Source organism: Streptomyces hoynatensis, assembly GCF_003626535.1.
GTDB classification, from domain to species: domain Bacteria; phylum Actinomycetota; class Actinomycetes; order Streptomycetales; family Streptomycetaceae; genus Streptomyces; species Streptomyces hoynatensis.
This window is the reverse complement of record NZ_RBAL01000003.1, coordinates 47969-69995: the sequence shown is the minus strand read 5'-3', so window position 1 is coordinate 69995 and position 22027 is coordinate 47969. Positions and strand designations below refer to the sequence as shown.

General features: G+C 74.0%; 20 protein-coding genes. 1 reads left to right on the top strand and 19 read right to left on the bottom strand.

Annotation, left to right across the window (positions count from 1 at the left end; all coding sequences use genetic code 11):
• The 6 genes from carB to pyrR all read right to left on the bottom strand — a co-directional run bounded on the left by carB (position 1) and on the right by pyrR (position 8179).
• Positions 1 to 3312: a carbamoyl-phosphate synthase large subunit gene (gene carB / locus D7294_RS06160; protein ID WP_120676386.1), complete on the bottom strand. Its 3312-nt coding sequence runs from the start codon at positions 3310 to 3312 to the stop codon at positions 1 to 3.
• Positions 3305 to 4486 (bottom strand): glutamine-hydrolyzing carbamoyl-phosphate synthase small subunit, encoded by a 1182-nt coding sequence (gene carA / locus D7294_RS06155; protein ID WP_120676384.1) that lies wholly within the window; start codon positions 4484 to 4486, stop codon positions 3305 to 3307. Before carA ends, carB begins: the two co-directional genes overlap by 8 nt.
• Complete coding sequence (locus D7294_RS06150; RefSeq protein WP_241562151.1) at positions 4483 to 5100, bottom strand: PH-like domain-containing protein; 618 nt, start codon at positions 5098 to 5100, stop codon at positions 4483 to 4485. Before D7294_RS06150 ends, carA begins: the two co-directional genes overlap by 4 nt.
• Positions 5097 to 6452 carry a dihydroorotase gene (locus D7294_RS06145; RefSeq protein ID WP_241562150.1) on the bottom strand — a complete coding sequence of 452 codons (1356 nt, stop codon included), beginning with the start codon at positions 6450 to 6452 and terminating at the stop codon, positions 5097 to 5099. Before D7294_RS06145 ends, D7294_RS06150 begins: the two co-directional genes overlap by 4 nt.
• Positions 6453 to 6499: 47 nt before the next feature.
• Positions 6500 to 7483, bottom strand: a complete 984-nt coding sequence (locus D7294_RS06140; protein WP_120676380.1) for an aspartate carbamoyltransferase catalytic subunit — start codon at positions 7481 to 7483, stop codon at positions 6500 to 6502.
• 102 nt (positions 7484 to 7585) lie between these two features.
• Positions 7586 to 8179 (bottom strand): bifunctional pyr operon transcriptional regulator/uracil phosphoribosyltransferase PyrR, encoded by a 594-nt coding sequence (pyrR, locus tag D7294_RS06135; protein WP_120676378.1) that lies wholly within the window; start codon positions 8177 to 8179, stop codon positions 7586 to 7588.
• A gap of 195 nt (positions 8180 to 8374) precedes the next feature.
• Here pyrR and bldD point away from each other — a divergent pair, with 195 nt between their 5' ends.
• Positions 8375 to 8875, top strand: a complete 501-nt coding sequence (gene bldD, locus D7294_RS06130; RefSeq protein ID WP_077062573.1) for a transcriptional regulator BldD — start codon at positions 8375 to 8377, stop codon at positions 8873 to 8875.
• 79 nt (positions 8876 to 8954) lie between these two features.
• Here bldD and nusB read toward each other — a convergent pair whose 3' ends face one another.
• From nusB to D7294_RS32900, 13 genes are all read right to left on the bottom strand, one after another.
• Positions 8955 to 9380 carry a transcription antitermination factor NusB gene (nusB, locus tag D7294_RS06125; RefSeq protein WP_120676377.1) on the bottom strand — a complete coding sequence of 142 codons (426 nt, stop codon included), beginning with the start codon at positions 9378 to 9380 and terminating at the stop codon, positions 8955 to 8957.
• A 2-nt stretch (positions 9381 to 9382) separates the two neighbouring features.
• Positions 9383 to 9949, bottom strand: a complete 567-nt coding sequence (efp, locus tag D7294_RS06120; protein WP_120676376.1) for an elongation factor P — start codon at positions 9947 to 9949, stop codon at positions 9383 to 9385.
• Between the two features lie 68 nt (positions 9950 to 10017).
• A complete protein-coding gene (locus D7294_RS06115) occupies positions 10018 to 11130 on the bottom strand; it encodes a M24 family metallopeptidase (protein WP_120676375.1) in 1113 nt (370 codons plus the stop codon).
• Between the two features lie 78 nt (positions 11131 to 11208).
• Positions 11209 to 11883 (bottom strand): AAA family ATPase, encoded by a 675-nt coding sequence (locus tag D7294_RS06110; protein ID WP_120676374.1) that lies wholly within the window; start codon positions 11881 to 11883, stop codon positions 11209 to 11211.
• Positions 11884 to 11979: 96 nt separating this feature from the next.
• The gene (gene aroQ / locus D7294_RS06105; RefSeq protein ID WP_120676373.1) at positions 11980 to 12450 is read right to left on the bottom strand and encodes a type II 3-dehydroquinate dehydratase; all 471 of its coding nucleotides are present in this window, start codon (positions 12448 to 12450) and stop codon (positions 11980 to 11982) included.
• The gene (aroB, locus tag D7294_RS06100; RefSeq protein WP_120676372.1) at positions 12447 to 13607 is read right to left on the bottom strand and encodes a 3-dehydroquinate synthase; all 1161 of its coding nucleotides are present in this window, start codon (positions 13605 to 13607) and stop codon (positions 12447 to 12449) included. The genes aroQ and aroB overlap by 4 nt, the downstream gene beginning before the upstream one ends.
• A complete protein-coding gene (locus D7294_RS06095; protein WP_120676371.1) occupies positions 13604 to 14122 on the bottom strand; it encodes a shikimate kinase in 519 nt (172 codons plus the stop codon). The genes aroB and D7294_RS06095 overlap by 4 nt, the downstream gene beginning before the upstream one ends.
• Positions 14119 to 15306: a chorismate synthase gene (aroC, locus tag D7294_RS06090; RefSeq protein ID WP_120676370.1), complete on the bottom strand. Its 1188-nt coding sequence runs from the start codon at positions 15304 to 15306 to the stop codon at positions 14119 to 14121. Before aroC ends, D7294_RS06095 begins: the two co-directional genes overlap by 4 nt.
• A gap of 188 nt (positions 15307 to 15494) precedes the next feature.
• Positions 15495 to 16409: a shikimate dehydrogenase gene (locus tag D7294_RS06085; RefSeq protein ID WP_120676369.1), complete on the bottom strand. Its 915-nt coding sequence runs from the start codon at positions 16407 to 16409 to the stop codon at positions 15495 to 15497.
• On the bottom strand, positions 16363 to 18393 hold the full coding sequence (mltG, locus tag D7294_RS06080; protein ID WP_120676368.1) for an endolytic transglycosylase MltG: 2031 nt from the start codon (positions 18391 to 18393) through the stop codon (positions 16363 to 16365). Before mltG ends, D7294_RS06085 begins: the two co-directional genes overlap by 47 nt.
• A gap of 87 nt (positions 18394 to 18480) precedes the next feature.
• Complete coding sequence (gene ruvX / locus D7294_RS06075) at positions 18481 to 18945, bottom strand: Holliday junction resolvase RuvX (protein WP_120676366.1); 465 nt, start codon at positions 18943 to 18945, stop codon at positions 18481 to 18483.
• Positions 18945 to 21614, bottom strand: coding sequence for an alanine--tRNA ligase (gene alaS, locus D7294_RS06070; protein WP_120676364.1), 2670 nt, complete (start codon positions 21612 to 21614; stop codon positions 18945 to 18947). Before alaS ends, ruvX begins: the two co-directional genes overlap by 1 nt.
• Entirely contained in the window at positions 21601 to 22023 is a 423-nt protein-coding gene (locus tag D7294_RS32900; protein ID WP_241562149.1) for a DUF6167 family protein, read from the bottom strand. The genes alaS and D7294_RS32900 overlap by 14 nt, the downstream gene beginning before the upstream one ends.
• Between the last annotated feature and the right edge of the window lie 4 nt (positions 22024 to 22027).

The following is a 22027-nucleotide window of genomic DNA, read 5'->3' as shown; positions in this document are numbered from 1 at the left end:
TCACCGGCCGCGGGCCGCGACGAGGTGGCGCGCGTGGTCCTGGAGGGACCGGACGCTCACCTCCCCGCGGGTGAGCGCGTCGATGCCCTGGACGGCGGCGGCCAGGGCCTGGGCGGTGGTCAGGCAGGGCACCCCGCGGGCGACGGCGGCCGTGCGGATCTCGTAGCCGTCGAGGCGGCCGCCGGTGCCGTAGGGGGTGTTGACGATGAGGTCGACCCGGCCCTCGTGGATGAGCTGCACGATCGTCGGCTCCCCGTCGGGTCCCTCGCCCTCGCTCTGCTTGCGGACGACGGTGGCGCCGATGCCGTTGCGCCTGAGCACCTCGGCGGTGCCCGAGGTGGCCAGCAGTTCGAAGCCGTGCTCGGCCAGCGCCCTGGCGGGGAAGATGATCGCGCGCTTGTCGCGGTTGGCCACCGAGACGAAGGCCCTGCCCTTGGTGGGCAGCACCCCGTAGACGGCGGTCTGGGACTTGGCGTACGCGGTGCCGAAGACGGCGTCGATGCCCATCACCTCGCCGGTGGAGCGCATCTCGGGCCCGAGGACGGTGTCCACGCCGCGCCCGTGCACGTCGCGGAACCTCGACCAGGGCATCACCGCCTCCTTGACCGAGATCGGCGCGTCCAGCGGCAGGCTCCCGCCGTCGCCCGAGGCCGGGAGCAGCCCCTCGCCGCGCAGTTCGGCGATCGTGGCGCCGAGCGAGATCCTGGCCGCCGCCTTGGCCAGCGGCACGGCGGTGGCCTTGGAGGTGAACGGCACGGTGCGCGAGGCGCGCGGGTTGGCCTCCAGGACGTAGAGCACGTCGCCCGCCAGGGCGAACTGGATGTTGATCAGGCCGCGCACGCCGACGCCCGCGGCGATGGCCTCGGTGGAGGCCCGCAGCCGCTTGACGTCGTGCTGGCCCAGGGTGATGGGCGGCAGGGCGCAGGCCGAGTCGCCCGAGTGGATGCCCGCCTCCTCGATGTGCTCCATCACGCCGCCCAGGTACAGCTCGTGGCCGTCGTAGAGGGCGTCCACGTCGATCTCGATGGCGTCGTCGAGGAAGCGGTCGATCAGGACCGGGTGGTCGGAGATCAGCCCGCTGTGCGCGGAGAGGTAGTCCGCGAGCGAGGACTCGTCGTAGACGATCTGCATGCCGCGCCCGCCCAGCACGTAGCTCGGCCTGACCATCACCGGGTAGCCGATGCCGGCGGCGATCGACTTGGCCTCCGCGAAGGAGAACGCCGTCCCGTACTTCGGCGCGGGCAGCGCGGCCTCGGCGAGGACCCGGCCGAAGGCGCCGCGGTCCTCGGCCAGGTGGATCGCCTCGGGCGAGGTGCCCGCGATCGGCACCCCGGCCTCCTTGAGCGCCTGCGCCAGCCGCAGCGGCGTCTGGCCGCCCAGCTGGACCAGGACCCCGGCGACCGGCCCCGCCTGCCTCTCGGCGTGCACGATCTCCAGCACGTCCTCCAGCGTCAGCGGCTCGAAGTACAGCCGGTCGGAGGTGTCGTAGTCGGTGGAGACGGTCTCCGGGTTGCAGTTGACCATGACGGTCTCGTAGCCGGCGTCCCGCAGCGCGAAGGAGGCGTGCACGCAGGAGTAGTCGAACTCGATGCCCTGGCCGATCCGGTTGGGCCCGGAGCCCAGGATGATCACGGCGGGGCGCTCCCGCGGGGCGACCTCCGTCTCCTCGTCGTAGGAGGAGTACAGGTAGGGGGTGCGGGCGGCGAACTCGGCGGCGCAGGTGTCGACGGTCTTGTAGACCGGGCGGATGCCCAGCGCGTGCCTGACCTCACGGACGACGTCCTCGCGCAGGCCGCGGATGCCGGCGATCTGGGCGTCGGAGAAGCCGTGCCGCTTCGCCTCGGCGAGGAGTTCCGGGCCGAGCCTGCCCGCGGCGGCCAGCTCGTCGGCGACCTCCTTGATCAGGTAGAGCTGGTCGACGAACCAGGGGTCGATGTGGGTGGCCTCGAAGACCTCCTCCGGGGTGGCGCCCGCCCTGATCGCGGCCATCACGGTGCCCAGCCTGCCGTCGGTCGGCACGGCCGCGGCGGCCAGCAGCTCCGCCTTGTCGCCCGGCTCGCCGGTGAAGTCGAAGGGGGCGTCCGGGTTCTCCACCGAGCGCAGCGCCTTGTTCAGCGCCTCGGTGAAGTTGCGCCCGATCGCCATGGCCTCGCCCACGGACTTCATGGTCGTGGTCAGGCTGGGGTCGGCGCCGGGGAACTTCTCGAAGGCGAAACGCGGCACCTTGACGACGACGTAGTCGAGGGTCGGCTCGAAGGAGGCGGGGGTCTGCTCGGTGATGTCGTTGGGGATCTCGTCCAGCGTGTAGCCGATGGCGAGCCGGGCGGCGATCTTCGCGATCGGGAAGCCGGTGGCCTTGGACGCCAGCGCGGAGGAGCGGGAGACCCGGGGGTTCATCTCGATGACGACGACCCGCCCGTTGTCGGGATTCACCGCGAACTGGATGTTGCAGCCCCCGGTGTCCACGCCGACCTCGCGGATGACGGCGATGCCCACATCGCGCAGGACCTGGTACTCGCGGTCGGTGAGGGTCATCGCCGGGGCGACCGTGATGGAGTCGCCGGTGTGCACGCCCATGGGGTCGAGGTTCTCGATGGAGCAGACCACGACGACGTTGTCGTTGCGGTCGCGCATCAGCTCCAGCTCGAACTCCTTCCAGCCGAGGATCGACTCCTCGAGGAGCACCTCGGTGGTCGGGGAGAGGGCCAGGCCCTGGCCGGCGATGCGGCGCAGCTCCTCCTCGTCGTGGGCGAAGCCGGAGCCGGCGCCGCCCATGGTGAAGGAGGGGCGGACGACGACCGGGTAGCCGCCGAGGCCCGCCACCCCCGCGAGGACGTCCTCCATCGAGTGGCAGATGACCGAGCGGGCCGACTCGCCGTGCCCGGTGGCGGCCCTGACGGCCTCGACGACCTGCTTGAACTGCTCGCGGTCCTCGCCCTTGCGGATGGCCTCCACGCTGGCCCCGATCAGCTCCACGCCGTACTCGGCGAGCGTGCCCGCCTCGTACAGCGCGACGGCCGTGTTGAGCGCGGTCTGACCGCCCAGGGTGGGCAGCAGCGCGTCGGGGCGCTCCTTGGCGATGATCTTGGTCACGAACTCCGGGGTGATCGGCTCCACGTAGGTGGCGTCGGCGATCTCCGGGTCGGTCATGATCGTGGCCGGGTTGGAGTTGACGAGGACGACCCGCAGGCCCTCCGCCTTCAGCACCCGGCACGCCTGGGTGCCCGAGTAGTCGAACTCGGCGGCCTGACCGATGACGATCGGGCCCGAGCCGATGACCAGGACGGACTGGATATCGGTGCGCTTAGGCACGCTGGCCCTCCATCAGGGACACGAAGCGGTCGAACAGGTAGGCGGCGTCGTGCGGCCCGGCCGCCGCCTCGGGGTGGTACTGGACGCTGAAGGCCGGCCGGTCGAGCAGCCGCAGCCCCTCGACGACGTTGTCGTTCAGGCAGACGTGGGAGACCTCGGCCCGGCCGTGGGCGGTCTCGGAGACGGCGTCGAGCGGCGCGTCCACCGCGAAGCCGTGGTTGTGCGCGGTGACCTCCACCTTGCCGGTGACCAGGTCCTTCACCGGCTGGTTGATGCCGCGGTGGCCGTAGCGGAGCTTGAAGGTGCCGAAGCCGAGGGCACGGCCGAGGATCTGGTTGCCGAAGCAGATGCCGAACATCGGGGTGCGCCGGTCGAGCACGCCGCGCATCAGCTCCACGGGGTGCCCGGCGGCGGCCGGGTCGCCCGGGCCGTTGGAGAAGAACACGCCGTCGGGGTCGGTGGCGTAGATCTCCTCCAGGGTGGCGGTGGCCGGCAGCACGTGGACCTCGATGCCGCGCTCGGCCATCCGGTGGGGCGTCATGCCCTTGATGCCGAGGTCGACCGCGGCCACGGTGAACCGCTTGCGGCCCAGCGGCTCCACCACGTAGGGCTCGGTGGTGGCGACCTCGGCGGCCAGGTCGGCGCCCGCCATCCGCGGGGCGGAGCGCACCCGGTCGAGCAGCGCGGCCGGGTCGGCGGACAGGGCGGGCCCGGAGAAGATCCCGGCCCGCATGGCGCCGCGCTCGCGCAGGTGCCGCGTGAGGGCCCTGGTGTCCACGCCGCTGATGCCCACGATGCCCTGCGCGGTCAGCTCCTCGTCCAGGGAGCGCACGGCGCGCCAGTTGGAGGGGACGCGGGCCGGGTCGCGCACCACGTACCCGGCGACCCAGATCCGGCGCGACTCGGGGTCCTCGTCGTTGACGCCGGTGTTGCCGATGTGCGGGGCCGTCATGACGACGATCTGGCGGTGGTAGGACGGGTCGGTGAGGGTCTCCTGGTAGCCGGTCATGCCGGTGGCGAAGACGGCCTCGCCGAACGTCTCGCCCTGGGCCCCGTAGGACCGCCCGCGGAAGCCGCGGCCGTCCTCGAGGAGCAGCAGCGCCGGCGTGCGGGCGCCCGCCGCGGCGTGCGGGGCATCCGTGCTGTGCGGGGTGTGCTGGGTGGTGGTGGTCATCGTGCACCCTCCTTCTGGTGCTCCTGCTGCGGGGGGTGCCCGCCGGGGGCGTAGGGGCCGAGGGCGGCGATCCACTCGGCGTGCTCCGCGGCCCGGTCGGAGCGGAAGCCGGAGTCGAGGAGCCGTTCGCCGTGCTCCCAGGTGATCACCAGCAGGCCGCCCTCGGTGAGGACCTTGCCTGCGATGCCCTTCTCCGGCCTGGCGCCGCGGATGCGGCCTGCCGGGATGAGGAAGCCGGGCGCGCCGGTGCGCTCGACCAGGACCCCCTCGCCGGTGAGGGTCAGCGTGGCCCGGCTGCGGGCGCCGAGGCCGTGCGCGACGATGCGGTCCAGCCACTGCCCGGCCGTGGTGGTGCCGTGGTAGCGCCCGGTCATCCGCAGCCGCGCCGCACCGGCCCCGTCCCCCTCCGCCGGCCGGGGCAGCTCGGGCAGGTCGCCCTGGAGGGTGGCGCGCCACTTCCAGCCCTCGCGCATCAGCCAGTAGACCAGCGCGACGAGGAGCAGCAGGCCCACGACCCAGCCCAGGCGGGCCGCCAGGTCGGTCACCTGCTCGGAGTGGCGGCCGGTGTCGCCGGCCGCGGCGGTCAGCTGCCGGGGCAGCGAGGGGCTGGTCATACGAGCTCTCCGTCCTGCACGGTGGCGCGGCCCCGCAGGAAGGTGTGGGTGACGCGGCCCGGCAGCTCAAGGCCCCGGTAGGGGCTGTTGCGGCTGCGGGAGGCGAAGTGCGCGGGGTCGACCACTCCACGGTAGGCGGGGTCGAGCAGCGTGAGGTTCGCGGGCTCGCCCGGGGCGACGGGGCGGCCGTGCCCGGCGAGCCGCCCGATGGCGGCGGGGCGGGCGGACATCCGGGAGGCGACCGCGGCCCAGTCGAGCAGCCCGGTGTCGACCATGGTGTGCTGCACCACGGACAGCGCCGTCTCCAGGCCCACCATCCCCATGGCGGCCGCCCCCCACTCGCAGTCCTTGTCCTCGAAGGGGTGGGGCGCGTGGTCGGTGGCCACGCAGTCGATGGTCCCGTCGGCCAGCGCCTCGCGCAGGGCGAGCACGTCGTTCTCGGTGCGCAGCGGCGGGTTCACCTTGTAGACCGGGTCGAAGGACCGCACCAGCTCGTCGGTGAGCAGCAGGTGGTGCGGGGTGACCTCAGCGGTGACCCGCCAGCCCTTGGACTTGGCCCAGCGCACCAGCTCGACGGAGCCCGCGGTGCTGAGGTGGCAGACGTGCAGCCGGGAGCCGACGTGCGCCGCCAGCAGCACGTCGCGGGCGATGATCGCCTCCTCGGCGACCGCGGGCCAGCCGCCGAGGCCGAGTTCGGCGGAGACGACGCCCTCGTTCATCTGCGCGTCCGCCGTCAGCCTCGGCTCCTGCGCGTGCTGGGCGATCACCCCGTCGAAGGCCTTCACGTACTCCAGCGCGCGCCGCATGATCACGGCGTCGTCCACGCACCTGCCGTCGTCGGAGAAGACCACGACCCCCGCGGCCGAGTCGTGCATCGCGCCGAGCTCGGCCAGCTGCTCCCCGCCGAGGCCGACGGTCACGGCGCCGACCGGCTGCACGTCGCAGTAGCCCGACTCGCGGCCGAGGCGCCAGACCTGCTCGACGACGCCGGCGGTGTCGGCGACGGGGAAGGTGTTGGCCATGGCGTGCACCGCCGTGTAGCCGCCGCGGGCGGCGGCCCTGGTGCCGGTGAGGACCGTCTCGGAGTCCTCGCGGCCCGGCTCGCGCAGGTGGGTGTGCAGGTCGACGAGCCCCGGCAGGAGGATCAGTCCCCCGGCGTCCACGGTGACGGCGCCCGCGGCGCCGAGGTGGTGGCCGATCTCGGCGATGCGCTCGCCCTCGATCAGCACGTCGGTGGGGCTGCCGCCGAGCAGCCTGGCGCCGCGGATCAGGGTGCGGCCCGCGCCGCCCGCGGTGTCCTGCGCGCCGTGTGCGCCCGTCCTCTGGCCGGTGTCGTTCATCCCGCTCGCCATCCCGGATGTGTCTTTCGCTTCCGCTCGCCGCCGCGCCGGCGCCTCGCTCACTGGGTCTCCTCGGTACGGGGGGTGCTCACGGCGGGTTCGGCGCCGCCGAGCAGCAGGTACAGCACGGCCATCCGGACGCTCACCCCGCCGGCCACCTGCTCGACCGCGGTGCAGCGCGGCGAGTCGGCGACCTCGGCGGTGATCTCCATGCCGCGGTTCATGGGCCCCGGGTGCATCACCAGGGCGTGCGCGGGCATGCGGGCCATCCGGCCGCCGTGCAGCCCGTAACGCCGCGCATACTCGCGCTCGGTCGGGAAGAAGGCGGCGTTCATCCGCTCGCGCTGCACCCGGAGCATCATCACGGCGTCGGACTTCGGCAGCACCGCGTCGAGGTCGTAGCTCACCTCGCAGGGCCAGCGCTCGATGCCGACGGGCAGCAGGGTGGGCGGCGCCACGACGGTGACCTCGGCGCCGAGGGTGGTCAGCAGGTGGATGTTGGAGCGGGCCACGCGGCTGTGCAGGATGTCGCCGACGATGGTGACCCGGCGCCCGGAGAGATCGGCGCCGATGCCGCGGCGCGGCCCGTCCGCCAGCCGGCGGCGCAGCGTGAACGCGTCGAGCAGCGCCTGGGTGGGGTGCTCGTGGGTGCCGTCGCCCGCGTTGACCACGCAGCCGCCGATCCACCCGGAGGTGGCCAGCCGGTGGGGGGCGCCGGAGTCGTGGTGCCTGATGACGACGGCGTCGGCGCCCATCGCCTCCAGGGTCAGCGCGGTGTCCTTCAGCGACTCGCCCTTGGAGACGGAGGAGCCCTTCGCGGAGAAGTTGATGACGTCGGCGGACAGCCGCTTGGCGGCCGCCTCGAAGGAGATGCGGGTGCGGGTGGAGTCCTCGAAGAAGAGGTTCACGACGGTGCGCCCGCGCAGGGTGGGGAGCTTCTTGATCGGCCGGTCCGCGACGCGGGTGAGCTCCTCGGCGGTGTCGAGGATCAGCAGCGCGTCGTCGCGGGTGAGATCGGCGGCCGAGACGAGGTGGCGCTTCATCGGGTGCCTTCCGTACGGGGGGACGAGCTTGCGGCAGGCCGGCGCGCCCGGGCACGCGGGCCCGCCGTCGCGGCGGGTCCGGTCCGAGGGCGGCGCGGGTGGCTAGGCGGCGGGCCGCGTGCCGAGGAGCACGCCGTCGCGGCCGTCCTCCTCGGTGAGCAGCACCTTCACCGTCTCGCGCAGCGAGGTCGGGATGTTCTTGCCGACGTAGTCGGCGCGGATCGGCAGCTCGCGGTGGCCCCGGTCGACGAGGACGGCGAGCTGGACGGCGCGCGGCCTGCCGATGTCGTTGAGGGCGTCGAGGGCGGCCCTGATCGTCCGGCCGGAGAACAGCACGTCGTCGACGAGGACCACGAGCCCGCCGTCGATGCCCTCGCCCGGGATGTCGGTGCGGGCCAGGGCCCGGGCGGGGCGCAGCCGCAGGTCGTCCCGGTACATGGTGATGTCGAGCGAGCCGACCGGCACCGGGTGGCCGGTGATGCCGCGCAGCTTCTCGCCCAGCCTGCGGGCCAGGAAGACGCCTCGGGTGGGAATGCCGAGGAGGACCACGTCGCCGGCGCCCTTGGCGCGCTCGACGATCTCGTGGGCGATCCGGGTCAGTGCCCGGGCGATGTCCGGCGCCTCCAGAACGGAGCGGGCCGGAGCGTCGTGGGAGGGCGCGCCGGGCGGCGCGGATGCGTGCGCGTTGGTGTCCATGCGGAGCGGACCCCCTTCCCCGCCTCACGGGACGGGCCTTAAAGGACGTCGGTCTATCGGCGCCGAGACTACCAGGGTCACTGGGATGCCACGCATCGCCCCTGGTCAGGGAGCCCTGGCCCGTCTCGGCTTGACGAGAGAAATTACGCTGCGTAACCTCACAGTGAGTTACCAGGAAGCCGTCCGGGGAGACACATGTCCAGCGAATACGCCAAACAGCTCGGAGCCAAGCTCCGCGCCATCCGCACCCAGCAGGGTCTGTCGCTTCATGGAGTCGAGGAGAAGTCCCAGGGCCGCTGGAAAGCGGTCGTGGTGGGCTCCTACGAGCGCGGCGACCGGGCCGTGACCGTGCAGCGCCTCGCGGAGCTGGCGGACTTCTACGGGGTCCCCGTGCAGGAGCTGCTGCCGGGATCGACGCCCGGGGGTGCCGCCGAGCCGCCGCCGAAGCTGGTTCTCGACCTGGAGCGCCTGGCCCACGTGCCGAGCGAGAAGGCCGGGCCGCTGCAGCGTTACACCGCCACGATCCAAAGCCAGCGCGGCGACTACAACGGCAAGGTCCTCTCGATCCGTCAGGACGACCTGCGCACCCTCGCCGTGATCTACGACCAGTCGCCCTCCGTGCTGACGGAGCAGCTGATCAGCTGGGGCGTGCTCGGCGCGGACGCCCGCCGCGCCGTCCAGGCGGAAGAGGGCTGAGAGGCCCGGCGCGCGTCCGGGCGGGGACCGGCAGGTCCCCGCCCGGACGGACGGTCTCGCGCCGAGGGCGCCGGCGTGGCTAACGCCGCAGGGAGGGCTTGAGGTCCTTCAGCCGGCCGAGCAGGCCGTTGACGAACGCCGGCGACTCGTCCGTGGAGAACTCCCTGGCGAGCTGCACGGCCTCGTCGAGCACGACCGCGTCGGGCGTCTCGTCCTGCCATATCAGCTCGAAGGCGGCCAGCCGCAGGATGTTGCGGTCGACCACGGGCATCCGGTCGAGCGGCCAGCCGACCGTGTACTGCGCGAGCAGCTCGTCGATGCGCTCGGCGTGCCCGGCGAAGCCCTCGACCAGCTCCCTGGCGTACTCGCTGACCGGCGGCTGCCGGTCGTCCTCACGCGCGAGCGCCGCCCAGCTCGTCAGGACCTCGACGGGGGCGACGCCGCGCTGATCGGCCTCGAACAGGATTTGCAGGGCGCGTTTGCGAGCCTTGCTGCGGGCGGCCACGGTTAGCTGTTCACCCGGCCGAGGTATTCGCCGGAGCGGGTGTCGACCTTGATCTTCTCGCCGGTGGTGATGAACAGCGGCACGCCGATCTCGTAGCCGGTCTCCAGCCGCGCCGGCTTGGTGCCGCCGGTGGAGCGGTCGCCCTGCACGCCGGGCTCGGTGTACTCCACGACCAGCTCGACGGCCGCCGGGAGCTCCACGAACAGCGGGTTGCCCTCGTGGATGGCGACCGTGCAGTCCTGGTTCTCCAGGAGGTAGTTGGCCGCGTCGCCCACCGTCTCGGGGGTGACGTAGAGCTGCTCGTAGGTCTCGGTGTCCATGAAGACGAAGTCGGCGCCGTCCTTGTAGGAGAACTGCATGCCGCGCCGGTCCACGGTGGCCGTGTCGACCTTCGTGCCGGCGTTGAAGGTCCGGTCGACGACCTTGCCGGAAAGCACGTTCTTGAGCTTGGTGCGCACGAAGGCGCCGCCCTTGCCGGGCTTGACGTGCTGGAACTCGACAACGGACCACAACTGGCCGCCGTCGAGCTTGAGCACCATGCCGTTCTTGAGGTCGTTCGTGGTGGCCACGGTCGCGGAATCTCCTACAGCTGCTGCAGAGGGACCAGCAGCCCCCCACGCGCCGGCCCCTCGCGGGGTCACAGGGCGAGGAGCTCCTTGGTCGTGATGGTGAGTAGCTCCGGTCCGCCGTCCGCGGGTGAGCGGACGACGAGCGTGTCGTCGATCCGGACACCGCCCCGGCCCGGAAGATGGACCCCCGGCTCGACGGTGACCGGCACACAGGGGCCAAGTCTACCCATGGCCGCGGGGGACAGCCGAGGGTCCTCCCCGATTTCCAGCCCCACCCCGTGGCCGGTCACCGGGCCCAGCGCCGTGCCGTGCCCGGCCGCGGCCAGCACCTCGCGGGCCGCCCGGTCCACCTCCCGGTACTCCACGCCCGGGGTCAGCGCCTCCCTGGCGGCCCGCTGGGCGGCGAAGACCACCTCGTACAGCTCGATCTGCCAGTCGGCCGGGCTGGTGCCGATGACGAAGGTGCGGCCGATCTGGCAGCGGTAGCCGCGGAAGCGGGCGCCGAGCCTGACCGTGAGGAAGTCGCCCTCCTCGACCCTGCGGTCGGTGGGCCGGTGCCCGGCGAGACCGGAGTGGCTGCCGGTGGCCACCGAGGTGGGGAAGGCCGGCCCGTCCGCGCCGTGGTCGACCAGCCTGCGTTCCAGCTCCAGGGCCAGGTGCCGCTCGGTGCGCCCCACCAGGATCGACTCCAGGAGCTCGCCGAGCGCCCGGTCGGTGATCTCGGCGGCCACCCGCAGCGCCGTGATCTCGTCCTCGTCCTTCACCAGCCGCTGCCGCTCCACCGCGCAGCCCAGGTCGGTCAGCTCCGTGCCGGGCACGCAGCGCGCCAGCGAGCGGTGCCTGGCCACGGTGAGGTGGTGTTCCTCGACGGCGACGGCCCGCGCGCCCGCCTCGGCGGCCTGCCGCACGGCGGCCTCGGCCGGGTCGTCCTCGTCCGGGAGGACCACGGTGCGCAGCCCGTCGTCGTCCACCGGGCGGGGTCCTGGCGGGTCCTGGGAGGGGTCCCAGTGCCCGAAGAGCACGTCCTGGCCCGCGTGGCCGACGAGCAGCACCGCGCCCGCGGGGGCGGCCCCGGTCAGGTAGCGGACGTTGGCCGGCCGGGAGACCACGGCGGCCTCGCCCTGCGCCGGTGCGGAGCGGGCACGCAGCCGGGAACGTCGGCCCGCGTGTACGTCGGACATGCACCGAGCCTACGCAGGAGCGCGGCCCCCGGCCGCCTCAGCACGTCCGGTCGGGGCAGTCCCCCGGCGGCTCCCCGCTCACCAGGGCGGCGGCGCGCTGAGGCTGCGGGCCACCGCCTCGTCCAGCATCCGCGCGGTGGTGGCGACGTCGTGCCGCGAGTTGTCGATGATGGGCAGCCCCGAGCCGTACCAGCCGGCCATCCGGCCGTGGATCGTCGCCACCTCCTCGTCGGACAGCCGGCGGGTGCCGGTGCGGGCGGCGTTCCGCTCCAGGACGACGTCGAGACCCGGCAGCAGCACGATGGGGATGAGGCCGGGGCCGACGTGCCGCTTCCAGCCGCCGAGCCCGACGGCAGGCCGGTCGGGGAACACGGCGTCGTCGAGGATGCAGGAGATCCCGTTGGCGAGGAAGTTCCGGGCGGCGAAGCCGCAGGTGCGGCGGGCCAGGCGGTACTGCGCCTCGGAGTGGTCGTCCCAGCCGGAGCGCGGGTCGGCGAAGCCGGAACGCACCCACTCGCGCACGTCGTCGAGGCTGATGTGGGCGGTGGGCACCCGGCGGCGCTCCGCCCAGTAGCGGGCGACGGTCGTCTTCCCGGCGCCGGCCGGGCCGATCAGCAGCACGGCCAGGCCCGTGTGCGCCACGTCCGGCGGCGCCTCGTGGGCGTGCTGCGGGGCGGGAACCATGCCGCCTGGCGGCAGCTGTATGTACCCGGTCGTCCCGCCGTCGAGCGGGGCCGGGGGTGGTACCGGCATCCCACCAGGCTGTTGCATCCGTCCCCACTTCGGTCTCGTCCGGGCCCGGGGCCCGCGCATCCGTTCAGACGTGAAACACGGTACCGTTCGCCGCGGTCACTCGGGGAACGCCCGGAGCGGGCGGTGAGTGCCGGGCGCGCGCTCGGCGATCGCCCGCAGGGCCAGGTCGTAGGAGGCGAGCCCGAAGCCGGCGACGGTGCCGGTCGCGACCGCGGCCACCACCGAGGTGTGACGAAACTCCTCCCTGGTGTGCGGGTTGGAGATGTGCACCTCGATCAGCGGGGCGGTGCGCTGCGCCGCGGCGTCCCGCATGCCGTACGAATAGTGCGTGAACGCGCCGGGGTTGAGGACGACGGGCAGCTCCCCGTCCGCGGCCTCGTGCAGCCAGCGGATCATCTCTCCCTCGTCGTTGGTCTCGCGCACCTCGACCTCCAGGCCGAGTTCGCGGCCCAGGGCGGTGCAGCGCTCGACGAGCCCGGCGTAGGAGGTCGAGCCGTAGACCTCGGGCTCGCGGGAGCCGAGGCGGCCGAGGTTGGGGCCGTTGAGGACCAGGACGCGGGGGCTCACGAGGCGATCTCCGCGTGCGCGGCCAGCAGCATCGCCGGGTCGGGGCCCTCCAGCACGGTCGGCTTGGCCAGCCCGTCCAGCACGATGAAGCGCAGCCGGTCCCCGCGGGACTTCTTGTCCACCCGCATGGTCTCCAGCAGCCGCGGCCACTGGTCGCCGCGGTAGGAGACCGGCAGCCCCACCGAACGAAGCACCGAGCGGTGGCGGTCGGCGGTGGCGTCGTCGAGGCGGCCGGCGATCCGGCCGAGTTCCGCGGCGAAGACCATGCCGACCGAGACGGCCGCGCCGTGCCGCCACCGGTAGCGCTCGTTCTTCTCGATGGCGTGCCCCAGCGTGTGGCCGTAGTTGAGGATCTCGCGCCGCCCGGCCTCGCGCAGGTCGCCGGAGACGACCTCGGCCTTGACCCGCACCGAGCGCTCGATCAGCTCGGCGGTGAAGGGCCCTTCGGGGCGGCGGGCCGCCTCGGGGTCCGACTCGATCAGCTCCAGGATCGCCGGGTCGGCGATGAACCCGGCCTTGATGACCTCGGCCAGCCCGGAGACGTAGTCGTTGACCGGCAGCGAGGCGAGCGCCGCGAGGTCGCAGAGCACCCCGGCCGGGGGGTGGAAGGCGCCGACCAGGTTCTTGCCCTCGGCGGTGTTGATCCCGGTCTTGCCGCCGACGGCCGCGTCCACCATGCCCAGGACCGTGGTGGGCACCGCGACCCAGCGCACCCCGCGCAGCCAGGTGGCGGCGACGAAGCCGGCCAGGTCGGTGGTGGCCCCGCCCCCGACGCCCACGACGACGTCGGTGCGGGTGAAGCCGCTGCGGCCGAGGGCCGTCCAGCAATAGGCGGCCACCTCGGCCGTCTTGGCCTCCTCGGCGTTGGGCAGCTGCACGCCGACGGCCTCGTAGCCCTGGGCCGCCAGGTCCTCGCGCAGCACCTCCCCCGTCTCGGCGAGGGCCTCGGGGTGCAGCACGGCGACCCGCCTGGCGGCCCCGCCGATCAGCCCGGGCAGCTCGCCGAGCAGGTGGTGGCCGATGACGACGTCGTAGGCTGCGGTGCCCGGGGCGGGGCCCACCGTGATCCTGGTGGGTTCCGCCCCGGCAGGGGAGCCGGCGGCGGGGGCGTCCTGGGGGCGGGCGGGGGTCCCGGGTCCCGGCGTGGTGGGGGTCATGCTGTCGTGAGCTCCAATGCGTCCTGCACGGCCTGGGCGACCTCGTCCGGGGTGCGGCCCCCGGTCTCGATCACCGCCCTGGCCACCTCGGTGTACAGCGGGCGGCGCTGCTCCATCAGCTCCCGCCAGCGCTGCCTCGGGTTGAGGGCGAGCAGCGGGCGCGGGGCGTCGAGGCCGACCCGCTTCACGGCCTCGGCGAGCGGCACGTCGAGGAAGATCACGGGAAGTCCGGCCAGCAGGGCGCGGGTGTGCGGGTCGACGACGGCCCCGGCGCCCAGGGACAGCACGCCGCGGTGCTCGGCGAGCGCGGCGCGCACGGCGGCGGCCTCCAGCAGCCTGAAGTGCGGCTCCCCCTCGTCGAGGAAGATCTCGGAGATCGGCTTGCCCGCCGTCGCCTCGACGTCGGCGTCGGTGTCCCGGACGGCCACGCCGAGGCGGGCGCCCAGGCGGGCGGCGACGGTGGTCTTGCCCGAGCCCGGGGGGCCGATCAGGACGGCGAGCGGGGCGGCGGTCATCGGATCTCCAGGTGGGACAGGTAGGCGGCGACGTTGCGGGCGGTCTCGGCGACGCTGTCCCCGCCGAACTTCTCGGCCACGGCGTCGGCGAGGACGAGCGCCACCATGGCCTCGGCGACGATCCCGGCCGCGGGCACGGCGCAGACGTCGGAACGCTGGTGGTGGGCCCTGGCCTCCTCGCCCGTGGTGACGTCCACGGTGGCCAGCGCCTTCGGCACGGTCGCGATGGGCTTCATCGCGGCCCGCACGCGCAGGAGCTCGCCGGTGCTCAGCCCGCCCTCGGTGCCGCCCGAGCGGCCCGAGGCCCGGCCGATGCCGCCCTCTGTGGTGCGGACGATCTCGTCGTGGGCCTGGGAGCCGGGGACGCGGGCGAGCCCGAAGCCGTCGCCCAGCTCCACGCCCTTGATCGCCTGGATGCCCATCAGCGCGCCGGCCAGCCTGGCGTCGAGCCTGCGGTCCCAGTGCACGTGCGAGCCGAGGCCCACCGGCACCCCGTAGGCAAGCACCTCGACGACGCCGCCGAGGGTGTCGCCGTCGCGGTGGGCCTGGTCGATGACCGCGACCATCGCCTTGGAGGCGTCGGCGTCCAAACAGCGCACCGGGTCGGCGTCGAGGCGCTCGGTGTCCCCGGGCCGCGGCAGCACGCCGGGCGGGGCGGCGGCACCGCCCAACTCGACCACGTGGGAGACCAGTTCGATGCCGGTGGTCTCCTTCAGGTAGGAGCGGGCCACCGCCCCGAGGGCGACGCGGGCCGCGGTCTCCCTGGCGGAGGCGCGCTCCAGGATCGGCCTGGCCTCGGCGAAGCCGTACTTCTGCATGCCGGCCAGGTCGGCGTGCCCGGGGCGGGGGCGGGTGAGCGGCGCGTTGCGGGCGAGCCCCTCCAACTCGGCGGCGTCGACGGGGTCGGCGGCCATCACCTTCTCCCACTTGGGCCACTCGGTGTTGCCGACCATGATCGCCACCGGGGAGCCCAGGGTGAGGCCGTGCCGGACGCCGCCGAGGAAGGTGACCTCGTCGCGCTCGAACTTCATCCTGGCCCCGCGTCCGTAGCCGAGCCGGCGGCGCGCCAGGGCGTCCGCCACCATGCCGGTGGTGACGGGGACCCCGGCGGGCAGCCCCTCCAGGGTCGCCACCAGTGCGGGACCGTGCGACTCTCCCGCGGTCAGCCAGCGCAGCCTGCTCAACGGTGCTCCTCGCGACTCTTTCGCCTCTGCGGCGGTCAGGCGTTCCGGTACGCGGGTCCCCCGGCTTCCGCGGGACCCGGCCGTCTTCCCCCTGATCCTGCCACGTCCGCCGGGTTCACCCGACCGGGCGTCTGACCCGCGAGACGCCCACGCTCCCCCCGGGCGGCGCACGCGCCCCGGCCCGCGCCTCAGCGCGCGCTCAGGGCGGCCTCGCCGGCGGCGCGCATCTCCTTCACCGGCGCGGGGGCGCGCCCCGTCATCTGTTCGACCTGGAGGACCGCCTGGTGGACCAGGAGGTCGAGGCCGCCGACGACCGGCCCGCCGCGCGCCGCCCAGGCCGCGGCCAGGGCGGTCGGCCAGGGCTCGTAGAGCACGTCGAAGAGGGTGCCGAGCGGGCCACCGCCCCCGGCGGGGGCCCCGGGGCCGGGAAGTTCCCGGAGTCCGGCGGCCAGTTCGTCGGTGCTGCCCGCGGGGGTCGTGGCCACGACCAGCGGCGCGCCGAGGCCCCGGTGGGCCTCCTCCCAGGGGGCGGTGGCCACCTCGAGCCCGAGCCGCTCCCCCCAGCCGCGCATCTGGGCGGCCCGCTCCGGGGAGCGGACGTAGGCGGTGACCCGGGCGGCGCCGATCCGCCCGAGCGCGGCGAGCGCGGAGGAGGCGGTCGCCCCGGCGCCGAGCACGGTGGCCTCCTCGACCCGGTCGGTGCCCGCCTCGCGCAGCGCCGCGATCATGCCGGGGACGTCGGTGTTGTCGCCGAGCCGGCGGCCGTCGGGGGCGAAGACCAGGGTGTTGACCGCCTCGATCGAGGCCGCCACCTCGCTGATCTCGTCGAGCAGCGGGAGCACGGCACGCTTGAGCGGCATCGTCAGCGAGCAGCCGGCCCACTCGGGGCCGAGCCCGTCGAGGAACCGCGGCAGCCCCTCCTCGTCCACCTCGAACCGGTCGTAGCGCCAGTCGTCCAGGCCGAGCGCGGCGTACGCGGCCCGGTGCAGCGCCGGGGACAGGGAGTGGGCGACGGGCGAGCCGAGGACGGCGGCCCGCCGCGCGGCGGGCCGGGGCTCAGCCGTCCCCGCCCGAGGAGTTGGCCTCGTTGAAGTCCTGGACATTGCGCTCGTGCTCCTCGGCGTCGTCGGTGAAGCGGGTGTCGCCCGGCGAGACGGTGACGAAGTAGAGCCAGTCTCCCTCGGTCGGGTTGAGCGCCGCCTCCATCGCCTGCTCGCCCGGGTTGTCGATGGGGCCGGGCGGCAGGCCGTATTCCTCGTAGGTGTTGTAGGGCGAGTCGTAGTGGGTGTCCTCGATCGAGGTGTCGAGCGTGGAGCGGCCCATCGCGTAGTTGAGCGTGGAGTCGAACTGGAGCCGCATGTCGGCGTCGAGGCGGTTGTAGATGACCCGGGACACCTTGCCGAAGTCCTCGTCCTCCTGGGCCTCCGCCTGCACCAGCGAGGCGATGGTGAGCACCTCGTGCGGGGTGCGGCCCACCTGCTCCGCCCGGCCCTCCAGGTCGAGTTCCTCGAACTCCGCCTCGGCGCGGTCCACCATCGCGCCGAGCAGTTCCTCGGGCGTGGTGTCCTCGCCCACGTCGTAGCGCGCCGGATAGAGGAAGCCCTCGATGTCGCCCTCGGCCCAGTCCGGCAGCCCGAGGTCGGCGGTCTCGGCGACCTCGGCCGTGGCGCCCTCCTCCAGGCCGAGCTTCTCGTCGATCATGGCGTAGATGTCGGTGGCGCGCCGCCCCTCGGGGATGGTGAGGGCGTTGACCGTGGCGGGGTCGAGCAGCAGCTCCACCGCGGCCTCCGCCGACATGTGCCGGCGCAGCGTGTAGATCCCGGCCTGGAAGGTCTTGTCCCCCGCCGCCTCGACGAAGGCGTCGTGGCTCTTGACGACGCCGCTCTCCTTGAGGATGTTCCCGATGTCGGAGACGACCGCGCCCTCGGGGATCTCGATCTGCACCTCGCCGGTGCCCTCGCCCTCGTAGTCGGGCGCCGGGCCGAACCGCTCCTGGTACATCGTGTAGGCGTAGTAGCCGCCCCCGCCCACCATGCCCACCACGAGCACCACGGCCACCATGCAGCCGCAGCCGCGCCGTCCCTTCCGCGGGCGGTCGCCGCGGCGGCCCTGGCGGTCCTCGCCCTCCCGGCCGTCCTCCTCCTCGCCCCGGGAGAAGAAGTCGAGCTCGCCCTGGTCGGGCCCGGGGTCCCAGCCGGTCTCCGGGTCGGGCCCCGGGTCCGCGGGGCCGCGCGGGCCGGGCTCGCGGGCGGGCGGGGGCAGCGGGGACTCGCCGCGGCGGAACGGCTCCTGCCCGCCGGGCCGGAGCCGGCCGGGCTCGACGGGCTCCTCCTGGTAGGCGTCCGCGCCGTAGGGCCGCCCGGCCTGCCGGTCCTGCGGAGCCTGCGGGACCTGCTGCGTGTGCGCGGCCTGCTGTCCCTGCCGGTGGTACTGCTGCGCCTGCGCCTGGTAGTCCTGCGCGTGCGGCGACTGGTGCTGCTGCGGCGGCAGTTGCTGCCCGCCGGACTGCGGGTGCTGCTGCGTGGCGTACCCCTGGCCCGCCGCGTAGGGGCCGGCGGGGAACTCCCCGGTGGGGTAACCGCCGCCCGCCTGCCCGCCGTAGGCGTCCCCGACGTAGCCCTGGCCCGCGGTGTCGAACCCGCCGGTGTCGAACCCGCCGGTGTTCCATCCCGTCTCGAGGCCGCCGGTGCCGTAGCCCCCGGCGTCGTGGCCGTGCCCGGTGCCGAAGCCGGTCTCGTACCGGCCGGTGGTCTCGTACTGCCCGGTGGTCTCGTACTGGCCGGTGTGCCCGTACTGGCCGGTGTGCCCGTACTGGCCCGGGACGTCGTACTGCCCGGTGGCGTCCCAGCCGCCCTGCTGCTCCTGCTGCGGGTAGTAGGACTGCTGCCCCTGGCCGTCCTGGGGGAACTGCCCGTCCTGGGGAAACCGCCCGTCCTGCGGGTAGGCCGCCTGAGGGCCGCCAGCCTGCTCCCAGGAACCGTACTGCGCGCCCTGGCCGCCCAACTCGCCGGACCAGTCCCGCTCGCCGTAGAGCGGATCGTCGGGGTGCCACGGTTCGGAGCCGGGCCCCCGGCCATACTCAGTCATCGATCCCCTTGCGCCGCAAGACGGCAGTCCAGCACCCCCCGCAGCCCACACGACTGCCCTGTCGCGCCGAACGTTACCGTATCGCGATCAGACAACCACTTCGACGCACTGCCCCGGCGGGCGCCCCGAGGAGCGCTCGCTGTCCAGGGCCGTTTGCAGGATGACGACCGCCGCGGCCTGGTCGATGCGCGCTCTGCCCTTCTTCGCGGAGACGCCGGAGGCCCGCATGGCCCGCGCCGCGCCGACGGTGCTCAGCCGCTCGTCGACCAGCCGCACCGGCACCGGCGCGATGCGGCGGGCCGTCTCCTGCGCGAAGGCCCGTACCCGGGCGGCGGCCGGGCCCTCGCCGCCGTTCAGCGAACGCGGCAGCCCGACCACCACCTCCACCGGCTCGTACTCGGCGACGAGTTCGGAAAGGCGCCGCTGGGCCGCGGCCGCGTCCCGCCCCGGCACGGTCTCCACCGGGGTGGCGAGCAGGCCGTCGGGGTCGCTGCTCGCGACCCCGATCCGCGCCTCGCCCACGTCCACGGCGAGGCGCCTGCCGTGCCGCATCAGGCGGACTCCCCGACCAGCCGCTCCACGGCGGCCAGCGCCTCGTCGACCGCCGCCGGGTCCTGGCCGCCGCCCTGCGCGACGTCGGGCTTGCCGCCACCGCCGCCGCCCAGCGCCTTGGCCGCGGCACGCACCAGGTCGCCGGCCCGCAGCCCGCGCTCCCTGGCGGCCTCGTTGGTGGCCACCACGGTCTGCGGGCGGCCGTTCACCACGGTGCACAGGGCCACGACGGCCGCCCGGTCGCCGCGGATGCGGCCCCTGACGTCGAGGACCAGCCGCCGCAGGTCGTCCGCGGTGGTGCCCTCGGGCACCCGGCCGGTGACCAGCGCCACGCCCCGCACGTCCCTGGCGCCGGCCGCCAGTTCGCCGGCGGCCTGCAGCACCTGGGCGGCGCGGAAGCGCTCGATCTCCTTCTCCGCCTCGCGCAGCCGGCCGAGCATGCCGGAGATCCGCTCGGGCAGCTCCTCTGGCCGGCCCTTGACCAGCTCGGTCAGCTGGGCGACGACGGTGTGCTCGCGGGCCAGGAAGCGGTAGGCGTCGGTGCCCACCAGCGCCTCGACCCGGCGCACGCCGGAGCCGATCGAGGACTCGCCGAGCAGCTTGACCAGGCCGAGCTGGGCGGTGTTGTGCACGTGGGTGCCGCCGCACAGCTCCTTGGAGTAGTCGCCGATGGTGACCACCCGCACGCGCTCGCCGTACTTCTCGCCGAACTCCGCGATGGCGCCCTGCTTCCTGGCCTCCTCCAGGCCCATCACCTCGGCGGTGACGTCCAGTTCGCGGGCCAGCACCTCGTTGATCTTCTGTTCCACGTCCAGCAGCACCCCGGCGGGCACCGCCGTGGGCGAGCCGAAGTCGAAGCGGAAGCGCCCCGGGGCGTTCTCGGAGCCGGCCTGGGCCGCGGTGGGGCCGAGGGCGTCGCGCAGCGCCTGGTGGGTGAGGTGGGTGGCGCTGTGCGCCCTGGCGATGGCCCGGCGCCTGGCCACGTCGATGCGGCACTCCGCCTGGGCGCCGACGGTGACCTCGCCGACCTGGACGACCCCCTTGTGGACGATGACGCCGGGCACCGGCTGCTGCACGTCCCTGACCTCCACGACGGCGCCCGAGTCCAGCCGGATGCGCCCGGTGTCGGCGAGCTGGCCGCCGCCCTCGGCGTAGAACGGGGTGCGGTCGAGGACCACCTCGACCTCGTCGCCCTCGACGGCGGCCGGGGCCGCGGCGCCGTCGACGAGCAGGCCGGCCACCCGGGCCTCGCCCGCGGTGTGCTGGTAGCCGATGAACTCCGAGGCGCCGGCGGCGTCGGCCACCTGCCGGTAGGCGGACAGGTCGGCGTGGCCCTGCTTCTTGGCCCTGGCGTCCGCCTTGGCGCGCTCGCGCTGCTCCTTCATCAGGCGGCGGAACCCGGCCTCGTCCACGGTGAGGCCCTGCTCCGCGGCCATCTCCAGGGTGAGGTCGATGGGGAAGCCCCAGGTGTCGTGCAGCAGGAAGGCCTGCTCCCCCGGCAGGACCCCGCCCCCGGCGGCCTTGGTCTCGGCCACCGCGGCGTCGAGGATGCCGGTGCCCGCCTTCAGCGTCTTCAGGAAGGCGGCCTCCTCGGCGAGGGCGACGGTCTCGATGCGCCTGCGGTCGGTCAGCAGCTCGGGGTACTGCTGCCCCATCGTGGCGAGCACCACGTCGGCCAGCTCCCCGACGACCGAGCCGGTGGCGCCGAGGATGCGCATGTTGCGGATGGCGCGGCGCATGATGCGGCGCAGCACGTAGCCGCGGCCCTCGTTGCCCGGGGTGACGCCGTCGCCGATGAGCATCACCGAGGTGCGCATGTGGTCGGCGACGACCCGCAGCGAGACGTCGGAGTCCTCGCCGTCCCCGTAGGCGACGCCGGTCAGCTCGCCCGCCTTGTCGATGACGACGCGCAGGGTGTCGGTCTCGTACATGTTCCGGACGCCCTGGAGGATCATCGCCAGGCGTTCGAGGCCGAGGCCGGTGTCGATGTTCCTGGCCGGCAGGTCGCCCACGATCGGGTAGTCGTCCTTGCCCTGGCCCGGGCCCCGCTCGTACTGCATGAACACGAGGTTCCACAGCTCGACGTAGCGCTCGTCGTTGACGGCGGGGCCGCCCTCGGGGCCGAACTCGGGGCCGCGGTCGTAGTTGATCTCCGAGCAGGGCCCGCAGGGGCCGGGCACGCCCATGGACCAGAAGTTGGGGCCCATGCCCAGCCGCTGGATGCGTGCGGCGGGCACGCCGACGACGTCCCGCCAGATGCGCTCGGCCTCGTCGTCGCCCTCGTAGACGGTGATCCACAGGCGCTCGGGGTCGAGGCCGAAGCCGCCCTCGGCGACCGGGGTGGTCATCAGCTCCCAGGCGAGGGTGATGGCCCCCTCCTTGAAGTAGTCCCCGAACGAGAAGTTGCCGCACATCTGGAAGAACGTGCCGTGCCTGGTGGTCTTGCCGACCTCCTCGATGTCGGGGGTGCGCACACACTTCTGCACGCTGACCGCCCGCGGGAAGGGCGGGGAGACCTCGCCGAGGAAGTAGGGCTTGAAGGGCACCATGCCCGCCGGGACCAGCAGCAGCGTCGGGTCGTCCGCGATCAGCGACGCCGACGGCACGACGGTGTGCCCACGCTCCTCGAAGAAGCTCAGCCAGCGGCGACGGATTTCAGCCGACTCCATCAGTGGTCCTCTTTTCCGGGTTTCCGGGTTTCCGGGTTTCCGATCGGTTCTTTCGGTTCGCTTGGGTGCGTTGCGGTGCGCCGGGCGCGAGGGGCGCGGGCGGTGCCGCGGGGGCGGGGGCCGGGCCGAGGGCGGGCCGCGGCGGCGGGGGCGCCAGGGCCCCGGCGGGCGCGGGCGGTTCGCCCGCGGTCAGCCCCAGCGCCTCGTTCAGCTCGTGCTCGCGCTGCGCCATGCCGACGCGGACGTCGCGCGCGAAGTCGCGGGCGCGGTGGCCCGCGGCGAGGGCCCGGTCCGCGGCGCGGTGGGCGAGGCTGTCCGGGGCGAGGGCGCGCAGGGTGCGCTGGACCCTGGTGGTGGCCCAGATCCCGGCGGCCGCTCCCGTGGTGAACCAGAAGGCACGGCGGATCATGTGC